This is a genomic window from Pontibacter aydingkolensis, assembly GCF_019443125.1.
Classification (GTDB): domain Bacteria; phylum Bacteroidota; class Bacteroidia; order Cytophagales; family Hymenobacteraceae; genus Pontibacter; species Pontibacter aydingkolensis.
This window is the reverse complement of record NZ_JAHYXK010000018.1, coordinates 62,283-83,767: the sequence shown is the minus strand read 5'-3', so window position 1 is coordinate 83,767 and position 21,485 is coordinate 62,283. Positions and strand designations below refer to the sequence as shown.

The window sequence follows — 21,485 nt, the reverse complement described above, 5'->3', positions numbered from 1 at the left end:
TAAGATAATAAGTCTTCGCCCCGAAGCAAGTCCGGCACCTGCGACTCGTGACAGGCTATAGTGTGGGCCTCTGGCTCAGTAGCGTCAGAGACTATAACCACTATATGACATGATTCTGGAGATTCGCGCCAACCAATTAAGATTCAGGAGCAGAAAGAAAACTACACCGATTTTTAACCTTTCTGTAACCTTGCTAAAAGCATACCCGTAAAAGAAGATGGCTAAAAAGTTGAAAAGTTTTTACTGATAATTACTATTCAATGATATATAAAGGGCTCCTGCAAAGGAGCCCTTTTCTTTTTTGTACCAATTAAGCCTTCTGTTTCTTATACCCAGGCATTTGTTATACTTTAGTTTCAGGTATTATTACCAAGGCTTTAAGCCACCAGGGGTAGGCTGAAAAACAGAAAAGGCGCTTACTGAGAAGTAAGAACCTTTTGTTGGTGATGGTAGGAATATAAAGTATAACAAGGCAGCACTCTGAAAAAGCATCGCCACCGTTCTCTGGAGTTGTCCTGTTTACTTTTGACTTTAAGCAGCCTTTACGTTAACAGCATTCAGGCCTTTCTGACCTTTCTCTACTTCAAAAGTCACCTTGTCGTTTTCCTTTATCGGGCATGTTAAGCCATTCTGGTGTACGAAGATGCTTTCCTGGGTGTCGTGGTCTCTGATAAAGCCGTAGCCTTTAGAAGTATTAAAGAACGTTACGGTTCCTTTTCTGATCAGGTCAGCCGGATCCGGTTCTTCCTGCTTAGATACGCCAATCTGGATATCTTCCTGCTTTATCTCTTTCTTTTTCTTGGTTGGGTCCGGTGGAGTAGAGGTGATATTGCCATTGTCGTCTACGTACGCAAGCATATCGTCTAAGCCATGGCCTTTGCTGGAGTTAGCCTTTCGGTCTTCCTTCTTGGCTTCCTTATCCTGCCTTTTCTTAAGTCTTTTCTTTTCTTTCTCTTTTTTACTAAATGTTTCTTGCGATCTACCCATGGTTTGCTTTAAAAATTTTAATTACTGGCATTCATTTCTTATACGATAAATCTTTCCTTTTAATAGCGGAAAAGGAAATTAGTGCCGTTACGTATCCACTTCTCGAAGAAGGAATTGTCATTATACTCTCCAGATACCAGTTCGAAATCAGGGTTGTCCTTATTGGTCCGGGAATCCATGAAGCTTGGCAGCGAGTCCTGGTTATTAGGCTCCCATTCCTGCCCCTTTTGCAGTGCAACGCACAGGTATTCACGAGTGATTGTGTCTACTAGATATTTTCTGTTCATCCGTCTTTTTTTTAATAAATGATTTTACAAATAGCGTTTCAGTATGCCAGATTTACTGCAAGGTTCGAAAGCGCAAATAAAAAAGCCTTACTGTACGTAAGGCTTTTTCAAATGAGTTATATCGCCAGACTAAGCAAGTTTTACATTTACTGCATTTAGTCCTTTTCTACCTTCCTGAAGGTCAAAAGTCACCTTGTCATTTTCTCTGATCTCATTAACCAGGCCAGATACGTGTACAAAGTACTCCTGATCTGAATTTTCTTCTTTGATGAACCCGAACCCTTTCAGGTCATTGAAGAATTTTACTGTTCCGTTATTCATATGATGTTGTTTATTATACACTTACTACATATATAGGAGTGTATTTGTTCATTATTTTTTACAAGATACAATAAAAAGTTTACAATTCTTGCATTAAAGTCTCTAAACAGGATATTATTTTCTGAGCAGCCTGTAAATGCATGTTTTGCCGTTCTCAGTTCCATAATGTATTTATCCGGAGCGCAGTGTAAAAACAGTGCCTTCTCCTTCTGCCGACTGCAGCTGTATGGTGCCCCGGTGTAGCAGCACGATTTGTTTGCACAAACTTAGTCCAATGCCGCTGCCTTGTTTTTTGGTGCTGAAGAAAGGAATAAATACCTTTTCCTGACCCTCTTTAGACATACCATTCTGGGTATTTATTATGGCAGGTATTGTTGCTGCAGCGATTGCCTTTATTACAATAAGTTACCAGGCGTTGAAAGTTGCCAGAATTAATCCGATATTAAACTTGCGGTTTGAGTAAGTATACATCCACTCTTTGTTGGGTTAATTGCGTCAATTTATTGGACATCAGTGATCACACTAGCGCCTTAAAGCAGTATTTCAGAAACTTCAATGTAGGGTTAACACTGCGCTACAATTTTAGTAAAGGCGCTAAAGTGGATACTAAACGCCGCATTAACAGCCTGTAGGACATTAACCGCACCGGATGCTGATAAGCGTATCAGAGAAGTATAAAAAAAGTTATTGCCATAAGCCTCTCAGAAACTGACACTGGGAGGCTTATGGTTATTTTGATCACATGAAAGTTTGGCTGTTATCCGGATTATATACTTCAATGAGCTAGGTTAATCCTGTAAAGTATAAACTGGCAAAAGTATAAACTGAATTAGGTTACTTCAGAATTACTCGCTTTACCACCCTTTGCCTGTCGATGGTAATGATCAGGGCATAAACGCCGGGGGCTAATCTATCGCGGTTTATACTTAGGGTGTGGTTACCTGCTATGTATCTTCTCTGCTGCACACGGCCTCTTATTTTACCATCTACCGATACCAGTTCTGCCCTGACCTGAGAGGGTTTTTTCAGGTGAATATCAGCATATACTATACGGGAGGCGGGGTTAGGGTATATTTTAAGTACACTTTCTTTAGCAATGTTTCGTACGGCTGCTACAGTGCCTGTAGTTACTGCATTGCTAATGCCGCTTTCAACATTACTACTGCTAAGCTCTGTTACCACCCAATACGATGGCCCCTGCTGAAGATCTGCTGCTGCAATGGTAAACGACTCCGAGGCCTGTAATGCGCGTACTGCACCATCCGGAATATCGGCTATACTTTCAGGGAGGGTAGCAGAAGTATAAACTATATATTTTTTAAATGGACCCGTATTGGCCGTGTTTCTTTGCCAGGTCAGTACATGTTCGCCGGTGGCTTCGTTCACGGTTACCGCCAAACCCTCCGGTGCAGCTGGCTGTTCGGCATTTTTCCAGTCCATAGCCGGTGGGGCAGCCGGATATTTGTAGGTACTGTTCTTTAACGATGTATGGATGTTGAGTAGGTTGTCCTTCAGGTTTGTGGCCCTGTAAAGTACGTCGCCAAGCGCATTTTTAGATCGGTTTTGTCTTGAGATGTCGATCTGGTTTGGCACTTCCTGTTCTGTGTAGGTCGTTTTATAAATGGCGTGGCCAGCATACAAGTGGCGCGATGAAGTATAAGCTTTATCTGCCCACCATTCCAGCAGCTTCCGGTAGTCCTGCGAGCCCCCGATTGGCCAGTATAATTGCGGTGTAAGATAATCCACGTACTTATTCTCCAGCCAGTTTACCGGATCGGCATAGATCACGTTATAGGCATCCATTCCTGTAATACCAGCTGGCACTCCGTTTTTGTAGATGCCAAAGGGACTCACACCAAAACGCGCCTCCGGCCTGGCAGCTTGAATAGCCTCGCTTACCAGCCTGATCGTTTCGTTTACATTATACCTTCGCCATGCCTTTACATCTGTAAATCCGGTGCCGTGCAGGTTAAATGTTTGTGCGTCTTCTGTCGTGATTCCTGTAAAGTTTGTTTCCGGGTAAGGGTAAAAGTAATCGTCGAAGTGGATGCCGTCAACTGCGTAATTTTCTGTAATTTCCTGTACTACAGAAGCTATATAGGCTCTTACTTCCGGCAGGCCGGGGTTTAGTATTTTCTTACCCGTAGAAAAGCTCAGCAGCCATTCGGGCTTCGACTTTGAAACGTGATTCTCAGCATAGACAATTGTAGTAGAAGTAGAGGAGTTTACCCGGTAAGGGTTTATCCAGGCATGCAGTTCCAGCCCGCGGTTATGTGCTTCTTCAATGGCAAAAGCTAATGGATCATACCCGGGGCTTACCCCTTGTTTGCCTGTCAGGAATCTGGACCATGGCTCTTTGCTGGAATTGTAAAAGGCATCGCTCTCTGTTCTAACCTGTAAAAATACCGTGTTTAAGTTAGCCGCCTTTATGTTATCGAAAAGTGTACGCAACGCAGCTTTCTGATTTTCTGCTGATGCGCCTTGCTGCGGCCAGTCCAGGTTACTCACCGTGGCCACCCAAACTCCCCGGAACTCACGGTTAGGTAAGTCCTGCGCTAAAACGTTAGTTAACTGGCTGCAAAGTATACATGCAAAAAGTAAAGCAATCGTTTTTAATCCAATGGCCCTGGAAAACAGCGAAGCAATTGTCATGTAAACCTGTAATGAGTAAAGTAAGAATTGATAAGGCAAATTCAGACCGCAAATTACAGAGAAATAAGGATAGTGTATAGCAGTATACTAATTTATATATTTTGTTGTTGATGCTTTGCTGTCGTGTGCTTCTAAACTCACAGTTTATACTTAGGATTTATAAAACTTACAAAATAATTACAGCAAGATAATGTGTAATTTGTTGAAGCCTATTACATTAGCTGCTCAATAACCATAACCACATCATTGTTCTAAATTATGAGAAAGCATTCTATACTTTTAAGCGCACTGGCGCTTGCCACCTTGCTTACAACCACTGCAGCTACGCAAGAAAACCTAACTGTAAACGACAAGGTAACTGTAGCTGCTGCCTCAACCCTTCGGGTAAATACGGAGAGCAGTGCCATGAAATGGAATGCAAAAAAAGTGGGAGGAGAGCACTACGGAAAGATAAATATATCGGAGGGTGCTTTGCAGGTTAACGGTAACAAATTAACAGGCGGTAACTTCGTTATCGACATGACGACTATTGTTGTTGAAGATATAACTAACCTAGGTTCTAACAAAAAGTTAACGGACCACCTGAAGTCAGATGATTTCTTTTCGGTGGAGAAGTATAACACTTCGTCTTTTAAGATTACAAAGGCAGCACCCATTGCCAAAGCAAAAGCCGGCGAGGCAAACTATAGGATAACCGGCGACCTTACCATCAAAGGCATTACCCAGCCAATCTCATTTCCGGCTACGGTTAAAATAGCTGGTAAAGCAGCTGAAGCAGAGGCCAAGATAGAGGTAGACCGAACACAGTATGACATTAAGTACCGTTCGGGCCTGATAGGTACTGCGGCAGACAAAATTATCAACGACACGTTTACATTGGATATTAAACTTGTTGCTGATACTGCTAACCAGACAGTTAGCGGTAAGTAGTTTTAAACCTTAATCTTATACAAGAAAGCCTCTCCTGTATACAGGAGAGGCTTTCTTGTTTTTCTGCTGGCACTTTTCTTCACTTACCTGCTGGCAGGTGTTATTTTCCAGAGTTCACCATTAGAGCTGTCGGTAACGATATAGAGTGCACCGTCGGGGCCTTGCCGTACATCGCGAATACGTTTGCCCCGGTCAGCAAGCAGATGTTCTTCGCCGGTTACGCGGCCGTTTTCTATTCGTAAGCGCACCAGCCTTTGGTCCTTAAGTGCACCAACAAACAGGTTGCCACGCCATTCCGGGAAGGCATCTCCGGTGTAGAATTGTGCACCGGATGGGGCAATTACCGGATCCCAGTAATAGACCGGATCAACAAAACCCTCTCGGGTGGTAACTGCATTCGGTACGGGGTTGCCGGAATATTCTTCGCCGAAAGTTACCAGGGGCCAGCCATAGTTCTTTCCTTTCTCAACCAGGTTTAGTTCATCTCCACCCTGAGGTCCGTGATCTACAATCCAGTATTTTCCATCAGCATCAAAAGCAGCTGACTGCACGTTGCGGTGACCAACTGTCCAGATTTCCGGAAGTGCACCGGCTTGTCCTACGAAAGGGTTATCGTCAGGTACAGAGCCATCAGGTGCAATGCGAATGGTCTTACCCATATGGCTGTCCATTTGCTGTGCCTGTGGCCGTATCTCTTTATCCGAGCGTTCGCCCAGCGTTATGTACAGCATACCATCGGGGCCGAATGCCAGCCGCGATCCAAAGTGCATCGTACCGTTATAGCCAGGCTTTGCCTGAAAGATCACTTTAACCTGACTCAGGCTTCTGCGGTCCTGAGATAACACCCCTTTCGCAACACTGGTGGCATTGCCTTTACCGCGAGGCTCAGAATAACTCCAGTAAATGGTGTTATCTGATTCGAAGTTGGGGCTAAGGGCCACGTCAAGCAAACCGCCCTGCCCGCGGTCGTCTACTTTAGGAACACCGGAAATAGGTTGACCAGCTTCTCCTGCAGCAGATACAATACGTATGCGGCCCGGCTTCTCCGTTATTAGCAAATCACCGTTTGGCATGGGCTCAACGGCCCAGGGTTGATCCAGTCCTTTTGCCAGCACTGTTACATTAAAGTTTACGTCTGATGTAATGGCGCAGGCTCTTGTCTGGCCTTCAAAAGTTGGCTCTTGTTCCGGTACATTAGGCTCCCTGGTCTCGATTGGTTCACAGTCTGTCTGGGCTGTGCCCTGTGGGGGTTGGTCTTGTGTATTACCTTCCTGTGTAGCTGCATTTTGGTTGCACGATGTTAAAGTTACAGCTGATAGTATTGCTGCATAGAGGAGTTTGTTCAGTTCTTTCATAGTGACTCGTTTTATGTTGCCAGCCTTGTAAACGTATATGCGAAGTATGAGGTCTATACATGGTGCCTGACATGTTTATATGTTATAATGAATAACTCTGTGTTTTAGAAGATTGTTTTATAGTATCAATTCACTTAACCGTTGGCTTAACCTTTAATTTGTGCGCTTCAATTGGCGCAAAGTAGATGCACCTCATAGGAAGACAGTCTTAATGCTTACCGCAAAAGATATTTATTTTTTTGCCTTTGGAGGGGAAATTAAAAGCGCAAGTATAACTTATCATCACACAGGTAAAGTATAGTAGGTAGGAGTAACGCTATAGCGTTGCCTTTAAAAGTATAGTTTAAGTCTCAGCCTATGGAAGCAGTTAACCTTAACCAGCATAATTCAGCCTTTCGCATCGAGGGTAACGAAAAAACAAGAAGCATCAATTTAAAAAGTATTCACATCACAAAGATGCCGGAAAAAGATACTAAGCTTAGCCTACTTGTACTTGATGAGAAGGATATACCTATCTACAATCAGATGTTGGATGTGGAGAAGGATAATTCAGTAGTAATAGAGAAGCGTTTTGTTTTTTATGACCACCTCTCAGTTAAAGTAGAAGCAGATAAAATTGACACATCATTTTCAGCAATGGTTAGTTTCGAGTTAGATTAAGTATAAACCCTGCCTCAGGGTAAGAAAGTATAACTGGTAAACAAGTTTTGTTAGACGCTTTTGATTTTATACTTATATTAGCTTTATGAAGCTGAAAAGTAAACACTACTATATCCGAAAATCGCACCGCTACCTGGGGCTTATACTTGGTGTTCAATTCCTGTTCTGGACCGTTGGAGGACTATACTTTAGCTGGAACGATATTGATGAAGTACACGGTGACCACCTTCGCAAAGAGAAAAGGCATTTCCCGGCTTCCTTGAATTTAGTGTCGCCTCATGTGGTACTGGAAAGTATAAAAGATACTAAGCAAGTAGACTCTGTACTGGCTGTGCAACTTATAGATATAAACGGCATGCCTGCTTACCAGGTGCGTTATTTCTCTGGTGAGATGGATCACTCTGCGCATAATGAAGACGGACACATGCCAGCCCAATCGTCTAACGTGAAAGTACAGCTGGCTAATGCCGAAACAGGGCAGCTTGTTTCTGCCTTAACTGAAAAAGAGGCTGTAAATGTTGCCAGAGCCCAGATGGCAGATCCGATAAAGGTTGAGAAGGTAGAGTACCTGACGGAAGTTGGTTCGCACCATGAGTACCGGGGCAAGCCCTTACCCGCCTGGGCTGTTACCTTTAGCCAGCCCGACAACTGCACGGCCTACGTTTCCGCAGAACTGGGTACTTTTCAGTCTATCCGGCATAACCAATGGCGGGTTTTCGATTTCTTCTGGATGCTGCATACCATGGATTACCAGGGCAGGGATAACTTTGGGAACATCCTGTTAAGGGCTTTCTCCATTTTTGGCTTGTTTACTGTGTTGTCAGGATTCGTGCTATACTTTGTTTCTTCTCCGTCTGTCAGAAAAGTGAAAAAGCGTACGCTTAAGGCAAATTAGAGCAGCTGAAAGTATAACTTACACTTCTCCGTAGACCTGTTTCCACGACCAGCCATCGGTTTCCAACATACGCGTAAGGAGTTTCCTACGATCATGTACTTCCTCCAGTATTACCTTTCTAAAGAGCGTCTCATCCTGCAGAGGTATGCCCTCAGTCCTTAGCTCCTGAAGGTCTGGAATGGGTGCATTTGCCTCAGGACTACCATTTTCCAGGAAATCACTTTTAATTACATTGATGTAGGAGTCAATGGTGGTTTGCAGCATCGACATTTTAACCTTGTCTATACATTTGTGCGGAGGGATGGCACACTTTAACAGGTGATATACTTCTGCTAGTGTTACAATAGCCGGAGATACTGCCAGCTTAGGCTCATTATTGTTAAAATAATGTATGACAGGATAGGAGTGGTGGTGCATGATGTGCTGCATCAGCATCTGGCAAACATCAGCTACATTCTCCGAAAAGGAAGAAAAGTCTTCACCGTTCCAGCCGTTTTTGAGAATCTTTTGCGGGGTTAAGCCCATGCTGTGTATGTACAGGCTTAGCTTGCTTTGTAGCCCCACTGCCTGCAATACAGGCACAAAGTATGTAATAGAGGCCGTGATAAAAGCCAGTCCGGAGAAAGCTGCCACGCTGGTAACAACACGCCACAGATTTGTAGAAGCATTATAATCCCCGACACCAAGTGTAGACAATGTAAACCCGGCATAGTATAGCTTCTCCAGGAAATCTGTACTGGCCCGCGTAGTGCTGTTTACAACCGAGTCCGGGTCTGAAAGCAGCATCAGCAGAAGGCCTATCCACATACCTGCCACCCACGACAAAAGCACAGCTATAAGTATGGCTGTACCCGCGTAAGAGAGTAGGATAGAATTACCTTTTTTACCGGAAAGTATAAAAAACACCCTCCAGATACTATGAGAGAGCATTGTCGTGACCGGTCCGCCTCCTTTTGATGTAAAGGTTGTCTTGATGATGTCCACAATTACAACTAAGAAAAGAAGGATACCGGTTACAAGATAAATGTATTTCATAGGTGCTGTTATGATTACTAGCCGGATTTCAGGCAATGCTATTGAATTGCTTACTGATCTTCTCTTTTTTTGATATCTTTTTTTACATTCCGGATCATCTTACCAAATGCTTTGTCTTTCTTCCTGCGCTCTGACACTGTTGTTACGAAGCGAGCTTTTTCGCGTTCCATTTTGAGGTAGTTCTCGTAGGAGGCTCTGTCTAATTCACCGGTTTCTACGGCTGCCATCACTGCGCAGCCTGCTTCAGTGGTGTGGGTGCAGTCTTTATACTTGAACTCCTGTACCAGCCTGACAATTACGTCGAACGTGGCTTCCAGTCCTCCGGATGTATCGGCTGTACCTACTTCCCGCATTCCCGGGTTGTCGATGAGTATTCCGCCATGCTCCAATATCACCAGCTCCCGGTGGCTGGTCACGTGCCTTCCTTTGCTGATGCTCCTGCTGATGGCGTCCGTATGCATAACAGCCCAGCCCGAAAGGTTATTCAGCAACGAAGATTTACCTACACCCGATGAGCCCAGCATACAGTAAGTCTTGCCTTTCCTTATAAATGCCTTCAACTCCTCAAAGCCGCTCTGCGTCTCGTTGTTCACGGCCACTAATAGGAGTCTCTTTTATGCGTGCCTTTATACTTTGGATGATCTCTGCTAAGCGTGTAGAGTCGATCAGGTCTGTCTTTGTAAGTACAATTACCGGCTGTACTTTAGAAGCGTGGCAGATGGTAAGATAGCGCTCCTGCCTGTTCACGTTAAAATCGCGGTCAACGGCTTGCACAAGGAAGGCAAAGTCGATGTTGGTAGCGATGATCTGCACCTCGCCTGAACTGCTAACTGCCTGCCGTTTTATAGTGGATAATCTGGGTAATATAGCATGGATGATGGAAAGGCCGGTATCGTAGGGAGAAATCGCAACCCAATCTCCCGCAGCCGGGAAATCCTCTCGGCCTTTGGCTGTAAAGCGCATATGGCCGGTTATCTCGGCTTCCAGTTCTGCTTCAGCAGTTCTGACGATCTAGCGTTCTTTGTGTTCTGTCACCACTCTTCCTGCCTCAAAGCCGCTCAGGTTATGTTCAAGCCTATACTTTTCAAGCGCCTCGTTATATCCCAGGTTTTCGGGTTTCATACTTTATAAGTAAGGGTTAAGGATTATTAAGTGCTTACGAAAAGTAATAGTAGCCTGCATAAAGGGTACTTTTGACAGCTGCCTGAGATACAGGATTCCATTAAAGTATAAAAACAGGCCGGTAATGAGTTGCTGACCTGGTTTCATACGTAAGGGTAAAAAACTATTGCTTCGGGTTCTGCTTCAGCCATGCCTGTAGTTCCCTTATCTCTTTTTCCTGCTCAACAATCATCTGCTGCGCCATTGCTCGCATTGTCTGGATTTTCCCCTGTTCTAGAAATTCCTTTGCCATTTCGTTGGCATGTCGATGGTGCATGGTCATCATCTGAGCATACCTTTGATCGGGACTCATACTGCTCATTTCCTTCTTGTCCATCTTATTCATGCCACCCATTTCTGCCATGCGCTTGTTCATGTGCTCCTTCATTCCCATGGTCGATGCGGCTTCCGCTGTATCAGGCTCATGTGTTCTCTGAAAATTTTGTAGCTTTTGTATGTCAGCTGTTCTTGAGCTGATGGTATTTTTTGCTATTTTTTTCAGTTCGTTGTCTGTGCCTTGGGCGATTTCCTCTTCAGACATACGGATTGAGGCCTGGTGGTGCATGGTCATCATTTGAGCAAAGTCATAGTCAGGGTCGCCTGTCATTTTCATATCGTGTATTTCCTGCATGTGTTTGTGCATGTGCCCCATCATACCGCTAATCTCGCCTTGCTTCATGTCGTGCTGCGCGTGATCTTCTACTGCCATCTCAGATGTGGTACTGTCGGTTGTGGTACTTTCCTGCGCACATGCTGCGAAGAGCAATATTGCTCCTGCAATAAGAGCGTTAAAGCTTACCTGGTTAAGTGGATTTTTCATAATTTTTTTAGTGTAAACTGGTTTACTTTGTTTTCATGTTATTCATCATCTGCTGATAGCAGTCAGAGTCTACCATTCCACGCTGCTGCATGCGCTGCATCATGTTTCCCATCATACCACGGTGTTGCATCATCATTTGCGCCATCATGTTACAGGCAGCTGTGTCGGTTTCGCATTGTGCCATCATTTCCTGCATTCGGACCTGCATCTGTTGCCTGTTCATGCCACCCATACGCATTGTATCTCCCATCATGCCACCTCCCTGCATCATGCCGCCTCGTCCCATGGGGCCACTCATGTTCCGTTCACCCATCATATCCATCATCTCGTTGCGCATCTCCTCATTATCAAGTATAGTAGCGTACACTTCACGTCGTTCATTCTTATCATGGAGCATTACCCGTGCATCATCAGTACGCTGGCAGCCTGTTGAAACTAATAGTAAAAAAGCCGTAGTTGCGAATAATAAGTTTTTCATAGTGGTAAAGGTTAAGAATTGGTTTGGATTCAGTTTATGATTAGTTGTACGTTTGCCTTGATGTATTGTCTATTTTATACTTTGTAGTGTTGTCTTTTCAGGGCAAGGTGCGTGCTTATCCAGATCGACAGAAGCGGAAGAATCATTAACTGTAGCAGAGGGAGTAATCCTATGTCCAGTATGGGGACAATGGGCATAGCCTGCCTATAGGACCACTGCCTGTTTACGAAAGCCCACCGCTCGAACCAAACAGCCATCACCCCTCCGATAAACACGAGGAGAAAGTATTGACCCACACCAGCATGCAAAGGCCAGTAGAGGTTATGCATAAAGAGCGCAAACAACAGGTAAAGCAGCAGGATGACCAGCGCGTCAACCACAGCGGCAACAAAGCATATCATAAAATGACTGTAAAATCCTTTGTATTCGAAGTAAAGTGGTGCCTGGGCATTCTCCCAGATCAGGTTCAGCAGGAATCCAACTACAAGCACAAAGCCGCTTACCCTTAGGCTTTCCCGGATGCTGGCAGTGTGTTTCTTCTCCATGAGCAGCTTATTTATGTGTCCGGAATTTACTTTATCTGTCTTCGCAGCAGTTGTGCGTTTATGGCCACGATCACGGTGCTTAAACTCATCAGTGCAGCTCCTACTGCCGGAGATATCATGATACCCTGCTGGTACAATACACCAGCAGCCAGCGGCAGTGCAATTACGTTATAGCCGGTGGCCCAGATCAGGTTCTGTATCATTTTGCGGTAGGTGGCCTTTCCAAATAGTATAAGGGAGGCAATGTCTTGCGGATTGCTGTTTACAAGTATGATATCGGCTGTTTCTGCGGCTACGTCTGTTCCGGAACCCACGGCTATACCGACATCGGCCTGCGCCAGCGCAGGGGCGTCGTTCACGCCGTCACCGGTCATCGCAACGAATTCGCCCTGTGCCTGCAACTCCTTTACCTTTTCCTGTTTCTGGTGCGGCAGTACATTAGCCAGATAGCCATCCATCTGCAGCTTGTCGCTCACGCTTTTTGCTACCCGCTCGTTGTCGCCTGTGAGCAACAGGTTCTTGATGCCGTTCTCCTTTAGCACACGTATCGCCTCTGCCGACTCTTCCCGTATCTGATCGCGCATGGTGATGTAGCCAACAGGCTTTCCTTTTACCAATGTATAAACCACTGTTTCCACGCCTTCTTCTGCTTCACTGGAAGGAACAGCTATGTTAAACTCTTTGATGTAGTTCGGCCCAACCACTTTTATGTCCTTGCCTTCCACAATACCTTCAAGCCCTTTGCCAGGCAGGTAATTGAAGGCTTCTGAAGGTGGTACCGTTATCCCTTCTTCTTTTACTCTTCTAAGTATACTTTGCGAGATAAAGTGTTCAGAGTTCTGCTCCACGCCGGCAGCTAAACGCAGCATTTCCCGTTCATCCATGGTATTGTCAAACGTAACCACCGATGCGATCTCGTGTGAGCCCTGGGTAAGGGTGCCGGTCTTGTCGAAAATGATAGTGGTGATGAGACGGGAGTTTTCAAAGGCAGTACGGTTGCGGATGAGCAGCCCGTTGTTTGCTGAAACAGCCGTAGAGATAGCCACTACCAGCGGTACAGCCAGGCCCAGCGCGTGCGGGCAGGAGATGACCATAACGGTAACCATACGTTCCAGGGCGAAAGCGAATTCCTGGCCCATCAGCAACCACACAGCCAACGTGCCGAAGCCGGCTGTCAGCGCAATATAAGTAAGCCACTTTGCGGCACGGTCGGCCAGGCGCTGCGTATCCGATTTGGTCTTTTGCGCTTCCTGCACCAGCGTGATCACCTTGTTGAGGTAACTTTCCTTACCGGTAAACTCTACCCGCACCCGCAGCGAACCATTCCCGTTGATAGAGCCGCCGATCACTTTGTCACCTTTGTTTTTCTTAACTGGCTTGCTTTCACCGGTCAGCATGCTTTCGTTCAGGTGACTTTCACCGTCTTCTACCACACCATCGGCAGGAACTTTTTCACCCGGCTTCACCAGTATCAGATCACCTTTTTGAAGGTCCTCGATGCGCACTCGCATTGTCTCACCATCTCGTATCAGCATAGCCTCGGCGGGCATCATACTCACCAGCAGTTCCAGTGCTTTAGAAGCACCCAATACCGACTTCATCTCGATCCAGTGCCCCAGCAGCATAATGACGATCAGCGTGGCCAACTCCCAGAAAAAGTCCATACCCGGCAGGCCAAAGACGATGGCAGTGCTGTAGAGGTAGGCTACTGTGATGGCTACACCGATCAGCGTCATCATACCAGGAGAGCCTTTTTTTACTTCTTCCCAAAGTCCGGTGAGGAATGGCCAGCCACCGTAGAAGTAGATGATAGAAGAAAGCACAAAGGCAATGTACATAGCATAAGGCACATCCAGCGTAAAGCCCAGAATGTGCTGCACCATCGGGCTAAGTATAACAACAGGTACCGACAGAGCCAGTGATATCCAGAACCTTTTCTTGAAGTCTTCGATCATCATGCGGTGGTGGTCATGGCCATGCTCCCCATGCGGCGGGTGGCCTGAGGTGTCGCCGTGCATGGCGTGCTCATGCCCATGCAGTGTCTTTTCCTCCAATTGCTCCGTTACCTTATCTTTCTGCTCAATGGCCTGTAGCTTTTGACTTTTTCCGTGGTGGTGCTGGTGCTTATCGTGGTCCATGGTGTTGGGAGGGTTAGGCTCTTAGTTTCTGTGCCATCTCTGGTGTAATCGCTTCTGCATAGGCTCCATATGCATCGGTCAGCACTCCTTTAATGGCCCGGTCTCTGGACGAAATAGCATATACTACCGAATTGTCGCCGGGGTAGCTCATGCCCTCGAAACGGTGGACCTCGTCTACCTCAAACTCCTCAGGCCTTAGTTCCAGCTGCAGGCTAGGGCAGGCAATGCAGTCGCCTTTTAGGTTGAAGTCCTCAGTATAGCCGCGTTTCTTCAGGTCGTTCAGCGCTTCGGACAGGGTATCATAGTTGTTGTCGTTCATGTTGGTTTTGTAAGTTCCTGTAAGCAATAAAGACGCAGCCGGGGCTGCGTCTTTATTATACTGTTAGTGGTGATGTTCCGTTTCGAGATACCTTCCCTGTGGTCCCACACCCTCTATGTGCACGAGTTGCGCACCATAGTGACCAGCCATGGCTACGGCATAGGCGGCTCCCGTGAGCACAAGAGCTGCCACAAGCACACTCCAGCGGCGGCCCTTGAACAGGAACTGACTGATCAGCTGTGCAGCCAGACCAAAGCCCCCGAGGTACACGGTCCAGTCGGCGTACAGGTCGTGCTGGTCAAGCACGAGTTGCGCATGGTCTGTGAGTCCGGTGGTGTGTGGGTGCGCGTACTTTGTGGCGACAAAGGCCGCCACAAAACCGATAAGCGTTGCTATGGTCACGACCCAGTCAAGCTCCTTGCGAAGAAAAAAAATGTTGCAAAGCGCCACCGCGGCAGCCACCAAGAGTAGCACAATCGGGAAATGTACAATGAGCGGGTGTTTGTTTGGGAAGTCAGCCAGTGTGGCATGCACAGTAGACGGATCCTGCAAGTGAGCCGCGTGCTCTTCGGTTGTTACCGTTTGCTGTTGCGCTATCTGGGTTGTGTCTTGCTCAACGGCTAAGGCTTCAGTCTTCTCTATTTTTTCAGTTTTTGATTTGCCATGCTTTTCGTTGCCATGAGCCAGTGACGGCGTGGCCGTTGCCAGTTGCACAAAAGCTACAAGGGTTATTCCGTAGCGGAAGATGTTTGTCAAATACATAAAAGTAGGTTAGAAAGGATATTTTATTTGATAATGATCCCGTTTGGCATTTTGCCCACCTGTATGCTACCGACACGGGAATAGTCGGCCACTTTGATGACTGAAACTGTGTGTGCTCCCTGGTTTGTCACATAGGCATACACCATGTCCTCATCAAAGACTATGGCATGTGCGTCAGCACCAGTGGCAACTTCTGTCTTATGTTTCCAGATGTTGCCATCACGGCGATAGATCACCACTTTGCTATCTGTTGCATTGCTCACCCACAGCTCGTTGGCGCCACTATGATAGGCCACATAGCCTGGCTTGTAACCCAGGGCAAGGGTTTCTTCAACCTCAAGCGAATTCACATCAATAACGCTTACTGTCTGACCAGCCTCGTTATCGACATACATCTTTCCATTGGTGGCGGGCCAGGCGCCCACCGGTTCAGCACCCACTACAATGGTTTTTCGGACGGCCTTTGTAGCCTGATCTATCACGGTTACCGTGGCATCATCGGTGTTAGCCACGAAAACCAGCTGGCCATTAGTGGAGAAAGTTACCTCCGAAGGGCTTTTACCGACTTGTGCCGTATGCTTCAGATTCCAATTTTGTGTGTCGTACACCAGCACCTTGTTGCTGCCGGCCTGACCGACCCACAGCTCAGTGCCTGTTGAGTTGTAGGCAGCGTTATGCGGCATCGCTGGTGTAACTAATGATTTCACCTCCATACCTGTCACCGCATCCAGTATCACTATTTTAAAGTTACCACTGGCGCCACCGTGCCCTCCATGCCCATCGCTCAGGTCTGTAGAGGTGATGGCGATGGCTAGGTGCTTTTTATCCGGACTGATTGAGATATGGTGTGGGGCCACTGCCTCTCGAAGCTTTATCGTTTCAGTTACCCGATTGTCATCGAGTCTGATAACGGAAACATTATTATCCTGCCCGTTGACAACATAGGCGGCTTTGTAATTAATATCCAGAGGGCGTTGCTCTTCGTGGTCGACATGGTCGTCGCAGCTACTTAACAGCACAGCACTGGCTACTAATCCTAGGTATAAGGTTTTTGAGAGGTTTTTGTTGAATTTGTTCATATGGTAAAAGCGATTTAAAATAAATTCATAAGCTATTATTAAGCGCAAGCGTACTGCCAGGGCCTACCGCTGGCTTTACATGAGTGGTTATATAATAAACTTTATTTTGAAAGCTGGAAATTCAGTCTTTGAGTTGATGAATAGGCTTACGGGCCGGGCCTCCTGCATTGCGATAGCGAAGAGGCGTGACACCTGTGATCTCCTTAAATTGTGCCGATAAATGCTGCACACTTTTGTAACCCAGCCGATTTGCTATCTGGCTTACGGATTCCTGGTTATACTCCAGCAGCTCTTTTGTCCGCTCAATCTTCTGAAGGAGGATGTAGCGACTCAAAGGCATTTCTTCCAGTGCCTTAAAAGTAGAACTGATGGTCGCATAATCTTTCATGAACTCAGCTGCCAGGTACGTGGATACCGTGGTGTTGAGCAGGGGCAGCTTATCCTGATAGATCAGGTCAATGACAGCCAGTTTTACCTGCTCGACCAACTCTGATTTGCTATCGCATAGGAGTTCGAATTCATTTTTATAGAGCACGTCTCGAATAGTTTCTTCTCTAACATCTACCGAAGCGCAGACAGTGGCCTTGCCCAGTTCTACCTCGAAAACAGGTAAACCGATGGACTCGAGCTCCTCCCGCACTACTTTGATACAGCGCGGGCATACCATGTTTTTAATGTGCAGTATTCTTTGCTGCTTACAATCACTTCTGTCCATAACAGATAGGAATAAAGGGCTGCCCCGCATCAGGTTGTATTGGGCAGTAATCCTGTTGTTGTACGTTGATTTACTGAATTTTGTAGACAAGTTGGCCTACACGTGTGGACACAGTGGTGCCGTTTGCCTCTTGTTGGAGGTTATAATCTATATAGTATATCAAACAGGATAAGGGATTGCAGAAAAATCCGTATATCGGGTATCTTGGGAGGAAGGTCTTCAGGAGGCGCATGCGAAACTACCTCCATAACAGACTTTGTAAAAAAGTTGTAGAAAGTATAGGTGAGCAGCGCCAACGGGCTGGTTTGCCCTTTAACAAATGCAGACCAGCAAGAGTCCACAGATGATTTTATAAAGGGAGAGTTAGATTGCTCTGTGCAGCAGCTGTTGTGCGAATCGTCCTCACTATTATGGTGACGTGATGATATATTTGCTGTGGTATTGTCGTGCGAATGGTTATGACCATGGCTATCGTTTTCCTGATAAGCAGAGGCAGGGGGGCCTAGCTTTTGCATCAGGTGTGGAAGGCTGCAGGCCAGCTGAACAAAAAACAGGTTGAGGAACACCACTAAAAGCAGCAGTCCCGCACTATGCATTTCTCTTATCAAGGTTTTTTTCAGCATATAACAGCCCAAGCGCAACTGCACCGGATACAGCTCTACATTCCTGCAAATATACCCTAAAATTTAAATATTGAAATGATGTATGAATTAGATTATCAATGTAATGGATCTTAAAATTTGTAAAAATCAATTAGAAATCTGTAAAACTGACCTTAGAAGAGTCGTGTATAAGAGAGAACTTATAACCAAATAATATTCACTATGAATGCAACTATGAATAGAGAACTTATTAGTGCGCTTGCTGAATGTGCCGCAGCGTGTAACTATTGTGCCGTTTCTTGTTTGAAAGAGGACGATGTGAAAATGATGGAACGCTGTATACGACTCGACATGGACTGCGCTGCTATCTGTAAAATGGCACTGGACTATGTGGCACGTGACTCTACTATGAAGCGAGAAGTGCTGGACCTATGCGCCAAGGCATGCCGTGAGTGCGGGGAGGAGTGCGCAAAGCATAAACATGACCACTGCCAGATGTGCGCCGAGGCTTGCCGCCGTTGTGAGCAGGCTTGCCGGCAGGCATAATTTTCATTTCATTTTGACTAAATGTATGACCTAAGCATTACCCTGATTGTCCTATACTTTTATAGGGGCGATCAGGGTGATTTTTTTATGGTTATAGTCAAGCGATAAGATAATAATTGGCTGTAAAAGATTGAAAGTGGTACTAAACAAAGCAATGCCAATGGTAACTAGTTTATTTATGCAGAGTAAAATGAATGTAAACTGTGGTAACAGGAGCTTTCTTTAACCCGAAGTGCTGCTGCCGGTTAACTTTACATAGATGGTAGTCCTGAAGTGCCCAGGAAAATTAAGAAGCCCTTTTTCATAAAAAGAAAGATAACGATGTATAAGCTTTTGATCACGCTGCTGCTGCTCGGAACTGCTCCCTTCACTTACGCGCAGCACGAACATCACAAATCAACCCAGCAACAGCAGACTGAAATCTATACCTGCCCAATGCATCCCGAGGTGCAAAGCACAAAGCCGGGCAAATGCCCCAAGTGCGGCATGACACTGGTAAAGCAAAAACCAATAGCCCCGGCTAAGCAACAGCAGGCTCCGCCAAAAAAAGCTGTAAAAGCCAAACCTGCCACACCGGCTAAAAAACCGGTGCAGCAGCAAAAAGCGAAGCCTGTTCAGAATCAGGCAAAGCCGACACAGAAAGACCCAGTCGAACCTGTACAGAACCCGGAAGAAAAAGAGAAACCCGTTCACAAAGCAGGACACAAACCAGAGAGCCCGGTACAAACGCATACGCCTCGCAAGGTTCGTTACGACCTGTATGTGCGTGATACGCTGGTCAACTTCACCGGAAGAACCAGAAGAGCCATAGCCATTAACGGCAGCATTCCGGCGCCTGCCCTAACTTTTACACAGGGAGATACGGCCGAAATTTACGTCCATAATGAGATGGATGTAGAAACTACTATCCACTGGCACGGCGTGTTCCTGCCCAACCGGTTTGACGGGGTGCCTTGGCTTACCCAGCAACCGATCAAGCCTCATTCCACCTACCTCTACAAATTCCCGATCCTACAGAACGGTACTTACTGGTATCATAGTCATAGCGCCTTTCAGGAACAGAGCGGTATGTATGGTGCCCTGATTTTTAACAAAGTGAATGAGCCGGACATGCCAGCCATCCCAATCGTGCTGAGCGACTGGACAGATATGAACCCCAGAGAGGTATACCGCTCGTTGCGTAGCGCCAACGATTGGTTTTCTATACAGAAAGGTGCGATACAGGGTTATGCGGAGGCTATCCGGAAAGGCTACTTTGGCACCAAACTTAAAAATGAATGGAAGCGGATGGAAGCGATGGATGTGAGCGATGTGTTTTATGAGAAATTTTTGACCAATGGGCAGGATATAGCGGAGCAAACGCATTTCACGGCCGAGGATGTCGTAAAGCTCAGGGTGGTAAATGGCGGTGCCTCGACCTACTTCTGGCTGACCTATTCGGGTGGCAGAATAACGGTGGTGGGCAACGATGGCAACGATGTGGAGCCTGTGGAGGTGGATCGCCTGATCATTGCGCCTGCCGAAACCTACGATTTGCTGGTCACCATACCTGAAAACATGCAGTACGAATTCCTGGCTACTGCCGAAGACCGTTCCAATACCACTTCGCTGTGGCTGGGCAGAGGCATGAAAATGAAGGCACAGCGTTTAGGCAAGCTGAACTACTTTGAGGGTATGAAGATGATGAACGACATGATGAAAATGAGCGGGGACATGGAGCCGATGGGCATGGAAATGAGCAACCAGCAGATGGACATGAACAGCGTGATGTACCCAGAAATTTCAGGGCAGGACCACAGCATGCATGGAGGTGATGAGATAAAGCAGCAAGCAGACACCACCTCACACCGAGGCCATGACATGAAAGGGCACGATATGCAGAACATGAGCGGCAGCGGTGGCGAGATGGTAACCCTGAACTATGGCATGCTGCGTGCTCCTAAAAAAACAACCCTCAGGCCCGGTCCCTTGAAAGTATTGCGTTTTGAGCTTACCGGCAACATGAACCGCTACGTGTGGACCATGGACAATAAGACAGTTTCAGAGTCTGACAGGATCCTGATCAAAAAAGGAGAGAACGTGAAGATCATCATGTTCAACAACTCCATGATGCGCCACCCCATGCACCTGCATGGGCACGACTTCCGGGTGTTGAACAAGCATGGTGAGTACGCGCCGATGAAAAATGTGCTGGACATACTGCCGATGGAGACGGACACCATTGAGTTTGCAGCCTCGGAGAGTGGCGACTGGTTTTTTCATTGCCATATTCTTTACCACATGATGGCTGGTATGGGTCGCGTATTCACCTATCAGAACTCACCTCCAAACCCGGAACTCCCAGATCCTGAAAAGGCTCGTAAAATGTTCAACCGCGAAGACAAAGTTTTCCTGCCGTCTGCGCAGATAGGGCTGGAAAGCAATGGTAGCGATGGAGAGTTTATACTGGGCAGCTCTCGTTACCAGATCTCCACCGAGTGGCGTATTGGCTTTAAGAAAGAGTACGGCATAGAAAGCGAAACATACTTTGGCCGTTACTTTGGCAAAATGCAGTGGCTCTTTCCTTTCATCGGATTTGATTATCATTACAATAGTATCGTAAATGAGCCGGAGAAAAACATGTTCGGGCAATTAAGCAACCAAGACAACCGTAAAGTGGCAGTAGCCGGTGTGCAATACACGTTGCCTATGCTGATCGTGTCGGAAATGAGGGTAGACAGCAAGGGGAAATTACGTTTCCAATTGCGGCGCGAAGATGTACCACTTACCAACCGCTTGCGCCTCAACCTGATGGGCAATACAGATAAAGAATACATGGCCGGCCTGCAATACTTAGTAACCAAGTATGTCTCGGTATCCACGCACTATGACAGCGATATGAAGTATGGCGCCGGCCTAACGTTTGTTTATTAAAATGTGTTAGCTCATAATTAAACTTATATTTATTAAAGTGGAGCGAACAGTAATTGTCAGCTTCGAATTTGGAATTATAAAATCAGTAAAATGGAAAAAGGAAAGTAGGGTGAAATCTGCTGTTTTAGTTTTTTAACTGGTAAGGCCTTACTGTAAGAACATCCTTAGCTTATTTTCACAAGTGGCAAGTGTTGTAACTGATTGACTATTAGTGTGTAATCTGTGTCTAAATATGTATTCAAGGAATATCAATTGCAGTAATTTTATAAAACTAATACTGCTGGT

22 protein-coding genes and 1 pseudogene are annotated in these 21,485 nt (G+C 46.2%); 5 read left to right on the top strand and 18 right to left on the bottom strand.

All coding sequences use genetic code 11. The features are described from left to right. Positions 1-531: 531 nt before the first annotated feature. From K0O23_RS16925 to K0O23_RS16905, 5 genes and pseudogenes are all read right to left on the bottom strand, one after another. The gene (locus tag K0O23_RS16925) at positions 532-987 is read right to left on the bottom strand and encodes a cold-shock protein (RefSeq protein ID WP_219878630.1); all 456 of its coding nucleotides are present in this window, start codon (positions 985-987) and stop codon (positions 532-534) included. Positions 988-1,046: 59 nt separating this feature from the next. Further along, positions 1,047-1,274, bottom strand: a complete 228-nt coding sequence (locus K0O23_RS16920) for a hypothetical protein (protein WP_219878629.1) — start codon at positions 1,272-1,274, stop codon at positions 1,047-1,049. A 129-nt stretch (positions 1,275-1,403) separates the two neighbouring features. Then, the gene (locus tag K0O23_RS16915) at positions 1,404-1,595 is read right to left on the bottom strand and encodes a cold-shock protein (protein ID WP_219878628.1); all 192 of its coding nucleotides are present in this window, start codon (positions 1,593-1,595) and stop codon (positions 1,404-1,406) included. Between the two features lie 171 nt (positions 1,596-1,766). Continuing rightward, positions 1,767-1,919 (bottom strand): annotated as a pseudogene (locus tag K0O23_RS16910) (ATP-binding protein); the annotation flags it as partial. A 510-nt stretch (positions 1,920-2,429) separates the two neighbouring features. Continuing rightward, complete coding sequence (locus K0O23_RS16905; protein WP_219878627.1) at positions 2,430-4,247, bottom strand: family 10 glycosylhydrolase; 1,818 nt, start codon at positions 4,245-4,247, stop codon at positions 2,430-2,432. 258 nt (positions 4,248-4,505) lie between these two features. Here K0O23_RS16905 and K0O23_RS16900 point away from each other — a divergent pair, with 258 nt between their 5' ends. Continuing rightward, positions 4,506-5,177, top strand: coding sequence for a YceI family protein (locus tag K0O23_RS16900; protein WP_219878626.1), 672 nt, complete (start codon positions 4,506-4,508; stop codon positions 5,175-5,177). Between the two features lie 83 nt (positions 5,178-5,260). On the opposite strand, the gene K0O23_RS16895 is transcribed toward K0O23_RS16900, so the two are convergent. Beyond that, a complete protein-coding gene (locus tag K0O23_RS16895; protein WP_219878625.1) occupies positions 5,261-6,532 on the bottom strand; it encodes a PQQ-dependent sugar dehydrogenase in 1,272 nt (423 codons plus the stop codon). Between the two features lie 357 nt (positions 6,533-6,889). Here K0O23_RS16895 and K0O23_RS16890 point away from each other — a divergent pair, with 357 nt between their 5' ends. Both K0O23_RS16890 and K0O23_RS16885 read left to right on the top strand, forming a co-directional pair. Next, positions 6,890-7,192: a hypothetical protein gene (locus tag K0O23_RS16890; protein ID WP_219878624.1), complete on the top strand. Its 303-nt coding sequence runs from the start codon at positions 6,890-6,892 to the stop codon at positions 7,190-7,192. An 85-nt stretch (positions 7,193-7,277) separates the two neighbouring features. Further along, entirely contained in the window at positions 7,278-8,087 is an 810-nt protein-coding gene (locus K0O23_RS16885) for a PepSY domain-containing protein (RefSeq protein WP_219878623.1), read from the top strand. Between the two features lie 18 nt (positions 8,088-8,105). Here K0O23_RS16885 and K0O23_RS16880 read toward each other — a convergent pair whose 3' ends face one another. The 12 genes from K0O23_RS16880 to K0O23_RS16830 form a co-directional block, all read right to left on the bottom strand. Next, positions 8,106-9,122, bottom strand: a complete 1,017-nt coding sequence (locus tag K0O23_RS16880; protein ID WP_219878622.1) for a potassium channel family protein — start codon at positions 9,120-9,122, stop codon at positions 8,106-8,108. A gap of 50 nt (positions 9,123-9,172) precedes the next feature. Beyond that, positions 9,173-9,715, bottom strand: a complete 543-nt coding sequence (rsgA, locus tag K0O23_RS20330) for a ribosome small subunit-dependent GTPase A (protein ID WP_317195705.1) — start codon at positions 9,713-9,715, stop codon at positions 9,173-9,175. After that, positions 9,687-10,085, bottom strand: a complete 399-nt coding sequence (rsgA, locus tag K0O23_RS20325) for a GTPase RsgA (protein WP_262902636.1) — start codon at positions 10,083-10,085, stop codon at positions 9,687-9,689. Before rsgA (K0O23_RS20325) ends, rsgA (K0O23_RS20330) begins: the two co-directional genes overlap by 29 nt. 322 nt (positions 10,086-10,407) lie before the next feature. Further along, positions 10,408-11,103, bottom strand: coding sequence for a DUF305 domain-containing protein (locus K0O23_RS16870; protein WP_219878621.1), 696 nt, complete (start codon positions 11,101-11,103; stop codon positions 10,408-10,410). Positions 11,104-11,125: 22 nt separating this feature from the next. Further along, positions 11,126-11,581, bottom strand: coding sequence for a DUF4175 domain-containing protein (locus tag K0O23_RS16865; protein ID WP_219878620.1), 456 nt, complete (start codon positions 11,579-11,581; stop codon positions 11,126-11,128). Between the two features lie 74 nt (positions 11,582-11,655). Further along, positions 11,656-12,126: a hypothetical protein gene (locus tag K0O23_RS16860; protein WP_219878619.1), complete on the bottom strand. Its 471-nt coding sequence runs from the start codon at positions 12,124-12,126 to the stop codon at positions 11,656-11,658. A gap of 26 nt (positions 12,127-12,152) precedes the next feature. Then, the gene (locus tag K0O23_RS16855; RefSeq protein ID WP_219878618.1) at positions 12,153-14,264 is read right to left on the bottom strand and encodes a copper-translocating P-type ATPase; all 2,112 of its coding nucleotides are present in this window, start codon (positions 14,262-14,264) and stop codon (positions 12,153-12,155) included. Positions 14,265-14,277: 13 nt separating this feature from the next. Next, on the bottom strand, positions 14,278-14,583 hold the full coding sequence (locus tag K0O23_RS16850; RefSeq protein WP_219878617.1) for a phosphoribosylpyrophosphate synthetase: 306 nt from the start codon (positions 14,581-14,583) through the stop codon (positions 14,278-14,280). Positions 14,584-14,646: 63 nt separating this feature from the next. Further along, positions 14,647-15,345: a hypothetical protein gene (locus tag K0O23_RS16845; RefSeq protein ID WP_219878616.1), complete on the bottom strand. Its 699-nt coding sequence runs from the start codon at positions 15,343-15,345 to the stop codon at positions 14,647-14,649. A 23-nt stretch (positions 15,346-15,368) separates the two neighbouring features. Beyond that, entirely contained in the window at positions 15,369-16,424 is a 1,056-nt protein-coding gene (locus K0O23_RS16840) for a YncE family protein (RefSeq protein ID WP_219878615.1), read from the bottom strand. A gap of 121 nt (positions 16,425-16,545) precedes the next feature. After that, positions 16,546-17,091, bottom strand: coding sequence for a helix-turn-helix domain-containing protein (locus K0O23_RS16835; RefSeq protein WP_246597178.1), 546 nt, complete (start codon positions 17,089-17,091; stop codon positions 16,546-16,548). Positions 17,092-17,279: 188 nt separating this feature from the next. Further along, positions 17,280-17,735, bottom strand: a complete 456-nt coding sequence (locus tag K0O23_RS16830; RefSeq protein ID WP_219878613.1) for a hypothetical protein — start codon at positions 17,733-17,735, stop codon at positions 17,280-17,282. Positions 17,736-17,975: 240 nt separating this feature from the next. Between K0O23_RS16830 and K0O23_RS16825 the strand changes: the two genes are divergently transcribed. Both K0O23_RS16825 and K0O23_RS16820 read left to right on the top strand, forming a co-directional pair. Then, entirely contained in the window at positions 17,976-18,287 is a 312-nt protein-coding gene (locus K0O23_RS16825; RefSeq protein ID WP_246597177.1) for a four-helix bundle copper-binding protein, read from the top strand. A 321-nt stretch (positions 18,288-18,608) separates the two neighbouring features. Next, on the top strand, positions 18,609-21,200 hold the full coding sequence (locus K0O23_RS16820; protein WP_246597176.1) for a multicopper oxidase domain-containing protein: 2,592 nt from the start codon (positions 18,609-18,611) through the stop codon (positions 21,198-21,200). Positions 21,201-21,485 lie beyond the last annotated feature (285 nt).

Bases quoted from the DNA above. Each gene is read 5' to 3' on its own strand.
- K0O23_RS16925 (WP_219878630.1), bottom strand. From the start codon at position 987: ATGGGTAGATCGCAAGAAACATTTAGTAAAAAAGAGAAAGAAAAGAAA.
- K0O23_RS16885 (WP_219878623.1), top strand. From the start codon at position 7,278: ATGAAGCTGAAAAGTAAACACTACTATATCCGAAAATCGCACCGCTAC.
- K0O23_RS16915 (WP_219878628.1), bottom strand. From the start codon at position 1,595: ATGAATAACGGAACAGTAAAATTCTTCAATGACCTGAAAGGGTTCGGG.
- K0O23_RS16830 (WP_219878613.1), bottom strand. From the start codon at position 17,735: ATGCATAGTGCGGGACTGCTGCTTTTAGTGGTGTTCCTCAACCTGTTT.
- K0O23_RS16845 (WP_219878616.1), bottom strand. From the start codon at position 15,345: ATGTATTTGACAAACATCTTCCGCTACGGAATAACCCTTGTAGCTTTT.
- K0O23_RS16840 (WP_219878615.1), bottom strand. From the start codon at position 16,424: ATGAACAAATTCAACAAAAACCTCTCAAAAACCTTATACCTAGGATTA.
- K0O23_RS16895 (WP_219878625.1), bottom strand. From the start codon at position 6,532: ATGAAAGAACTGAACAAACTCCTCTATGCAGCAATACTATCAGCTGTA.
- K0O23_RS16820 (WP_246597176.1), top strand. From the start codon at position 18,609: ATGTATAAGCTTTTGATCACGCTGCTGCTGCTCGGAACTGCTCCCTTC.
- K0O23_RS16900 (WP_219878626.1), top strand. From the start codon at position 4,506: ATGAGAAAGCATTCTATACTTTTAAGCGCACTGGCGCTTGCCACCTTG.
- K0O23_RS16860 (WP_219878619.1), bottom strand. From the start codon at position 12,126: ATGGAGAAGAAACACACTGCCAGCATCCGGGAAAGCCTAAGGGTAAGC.
- K0O23_RS16905 (WP_219878627.1), bottom strand. From the start codon at position 4,247: ATGACAATTGCTTCGCTGTTTTCCAGGGCCATTGGATTAAAAACGATT.
- K0O23_RS16920 (WP_219878629.1), bottom strand. From the start codon at position 1,274: ATGAACAGAAAATATCTAGTAGACACAATCACTCGTGAATACCTGTGC.
- K0O23_RS16825 (WP_246597177.1), top strand. From the start codon at position 17,976: ATGAATAGAGAACTTATTAGTGCGCTTGCTGAATGTGCCGCAGCGTGT.
- rsgA (WP_262902636.1), bottom strand. From the start codon at position 10,085: ATGCGCTTTACAGCCAAAGGCCGAGAGGATTTCCCGGCTGCGGGAGAT.
- K0O23_RS16865 (WP_219878620.1), bottom strand. From the start codon at position 11,581: ATGAAAAACTTATTATTCGCAACTACGGCTTTTTTACTATTAGTTTCA.
- K0O23_RS16835 (WP_246597178.1), bottom strand. From the start codon at position 17,091: ATGGTATGCCCGCGCTGTATCAAAGTAGTGCGGGAGGAGCTCGAGTCC.
- K0O23_RS16890 (WP_219878624.1), top strand. From the start codon at position 6,890: ATGGAAGCAGTTAACCTTAACCAGCATAATTCAGCCTTTCGCATCGAG.
- K0O23_RS16855 (WP_219878618.1), bottom strand. From the start codon at position 14,264: ATGGACCACGATAAGCACCAGCACCACCACGGAAAAAGTCAAAAGCTA.
- K0O23_RS16870 (WP_219878621.1), bottom strand. From the start codon at position 11,103: ATGAAAAATCCACTTAACCAGGTAAGCTTTAACGCTCTTATTGCAGGA.
- K0O23_RS16850 (WP_219878617.1), bottom strand. From the start codon at position 14,583: ATGAACGACAACAACTATGATACCCTGTCCGAAGCGCTGAACGACCTG.
- K0O23_RS16880 (WP_219878622.1), bottom strand. From the start codon at position 9,122: ATGAAATACATTTATCTTGTAACCGGTATCCTTCTTTTCTTAGTTGTA.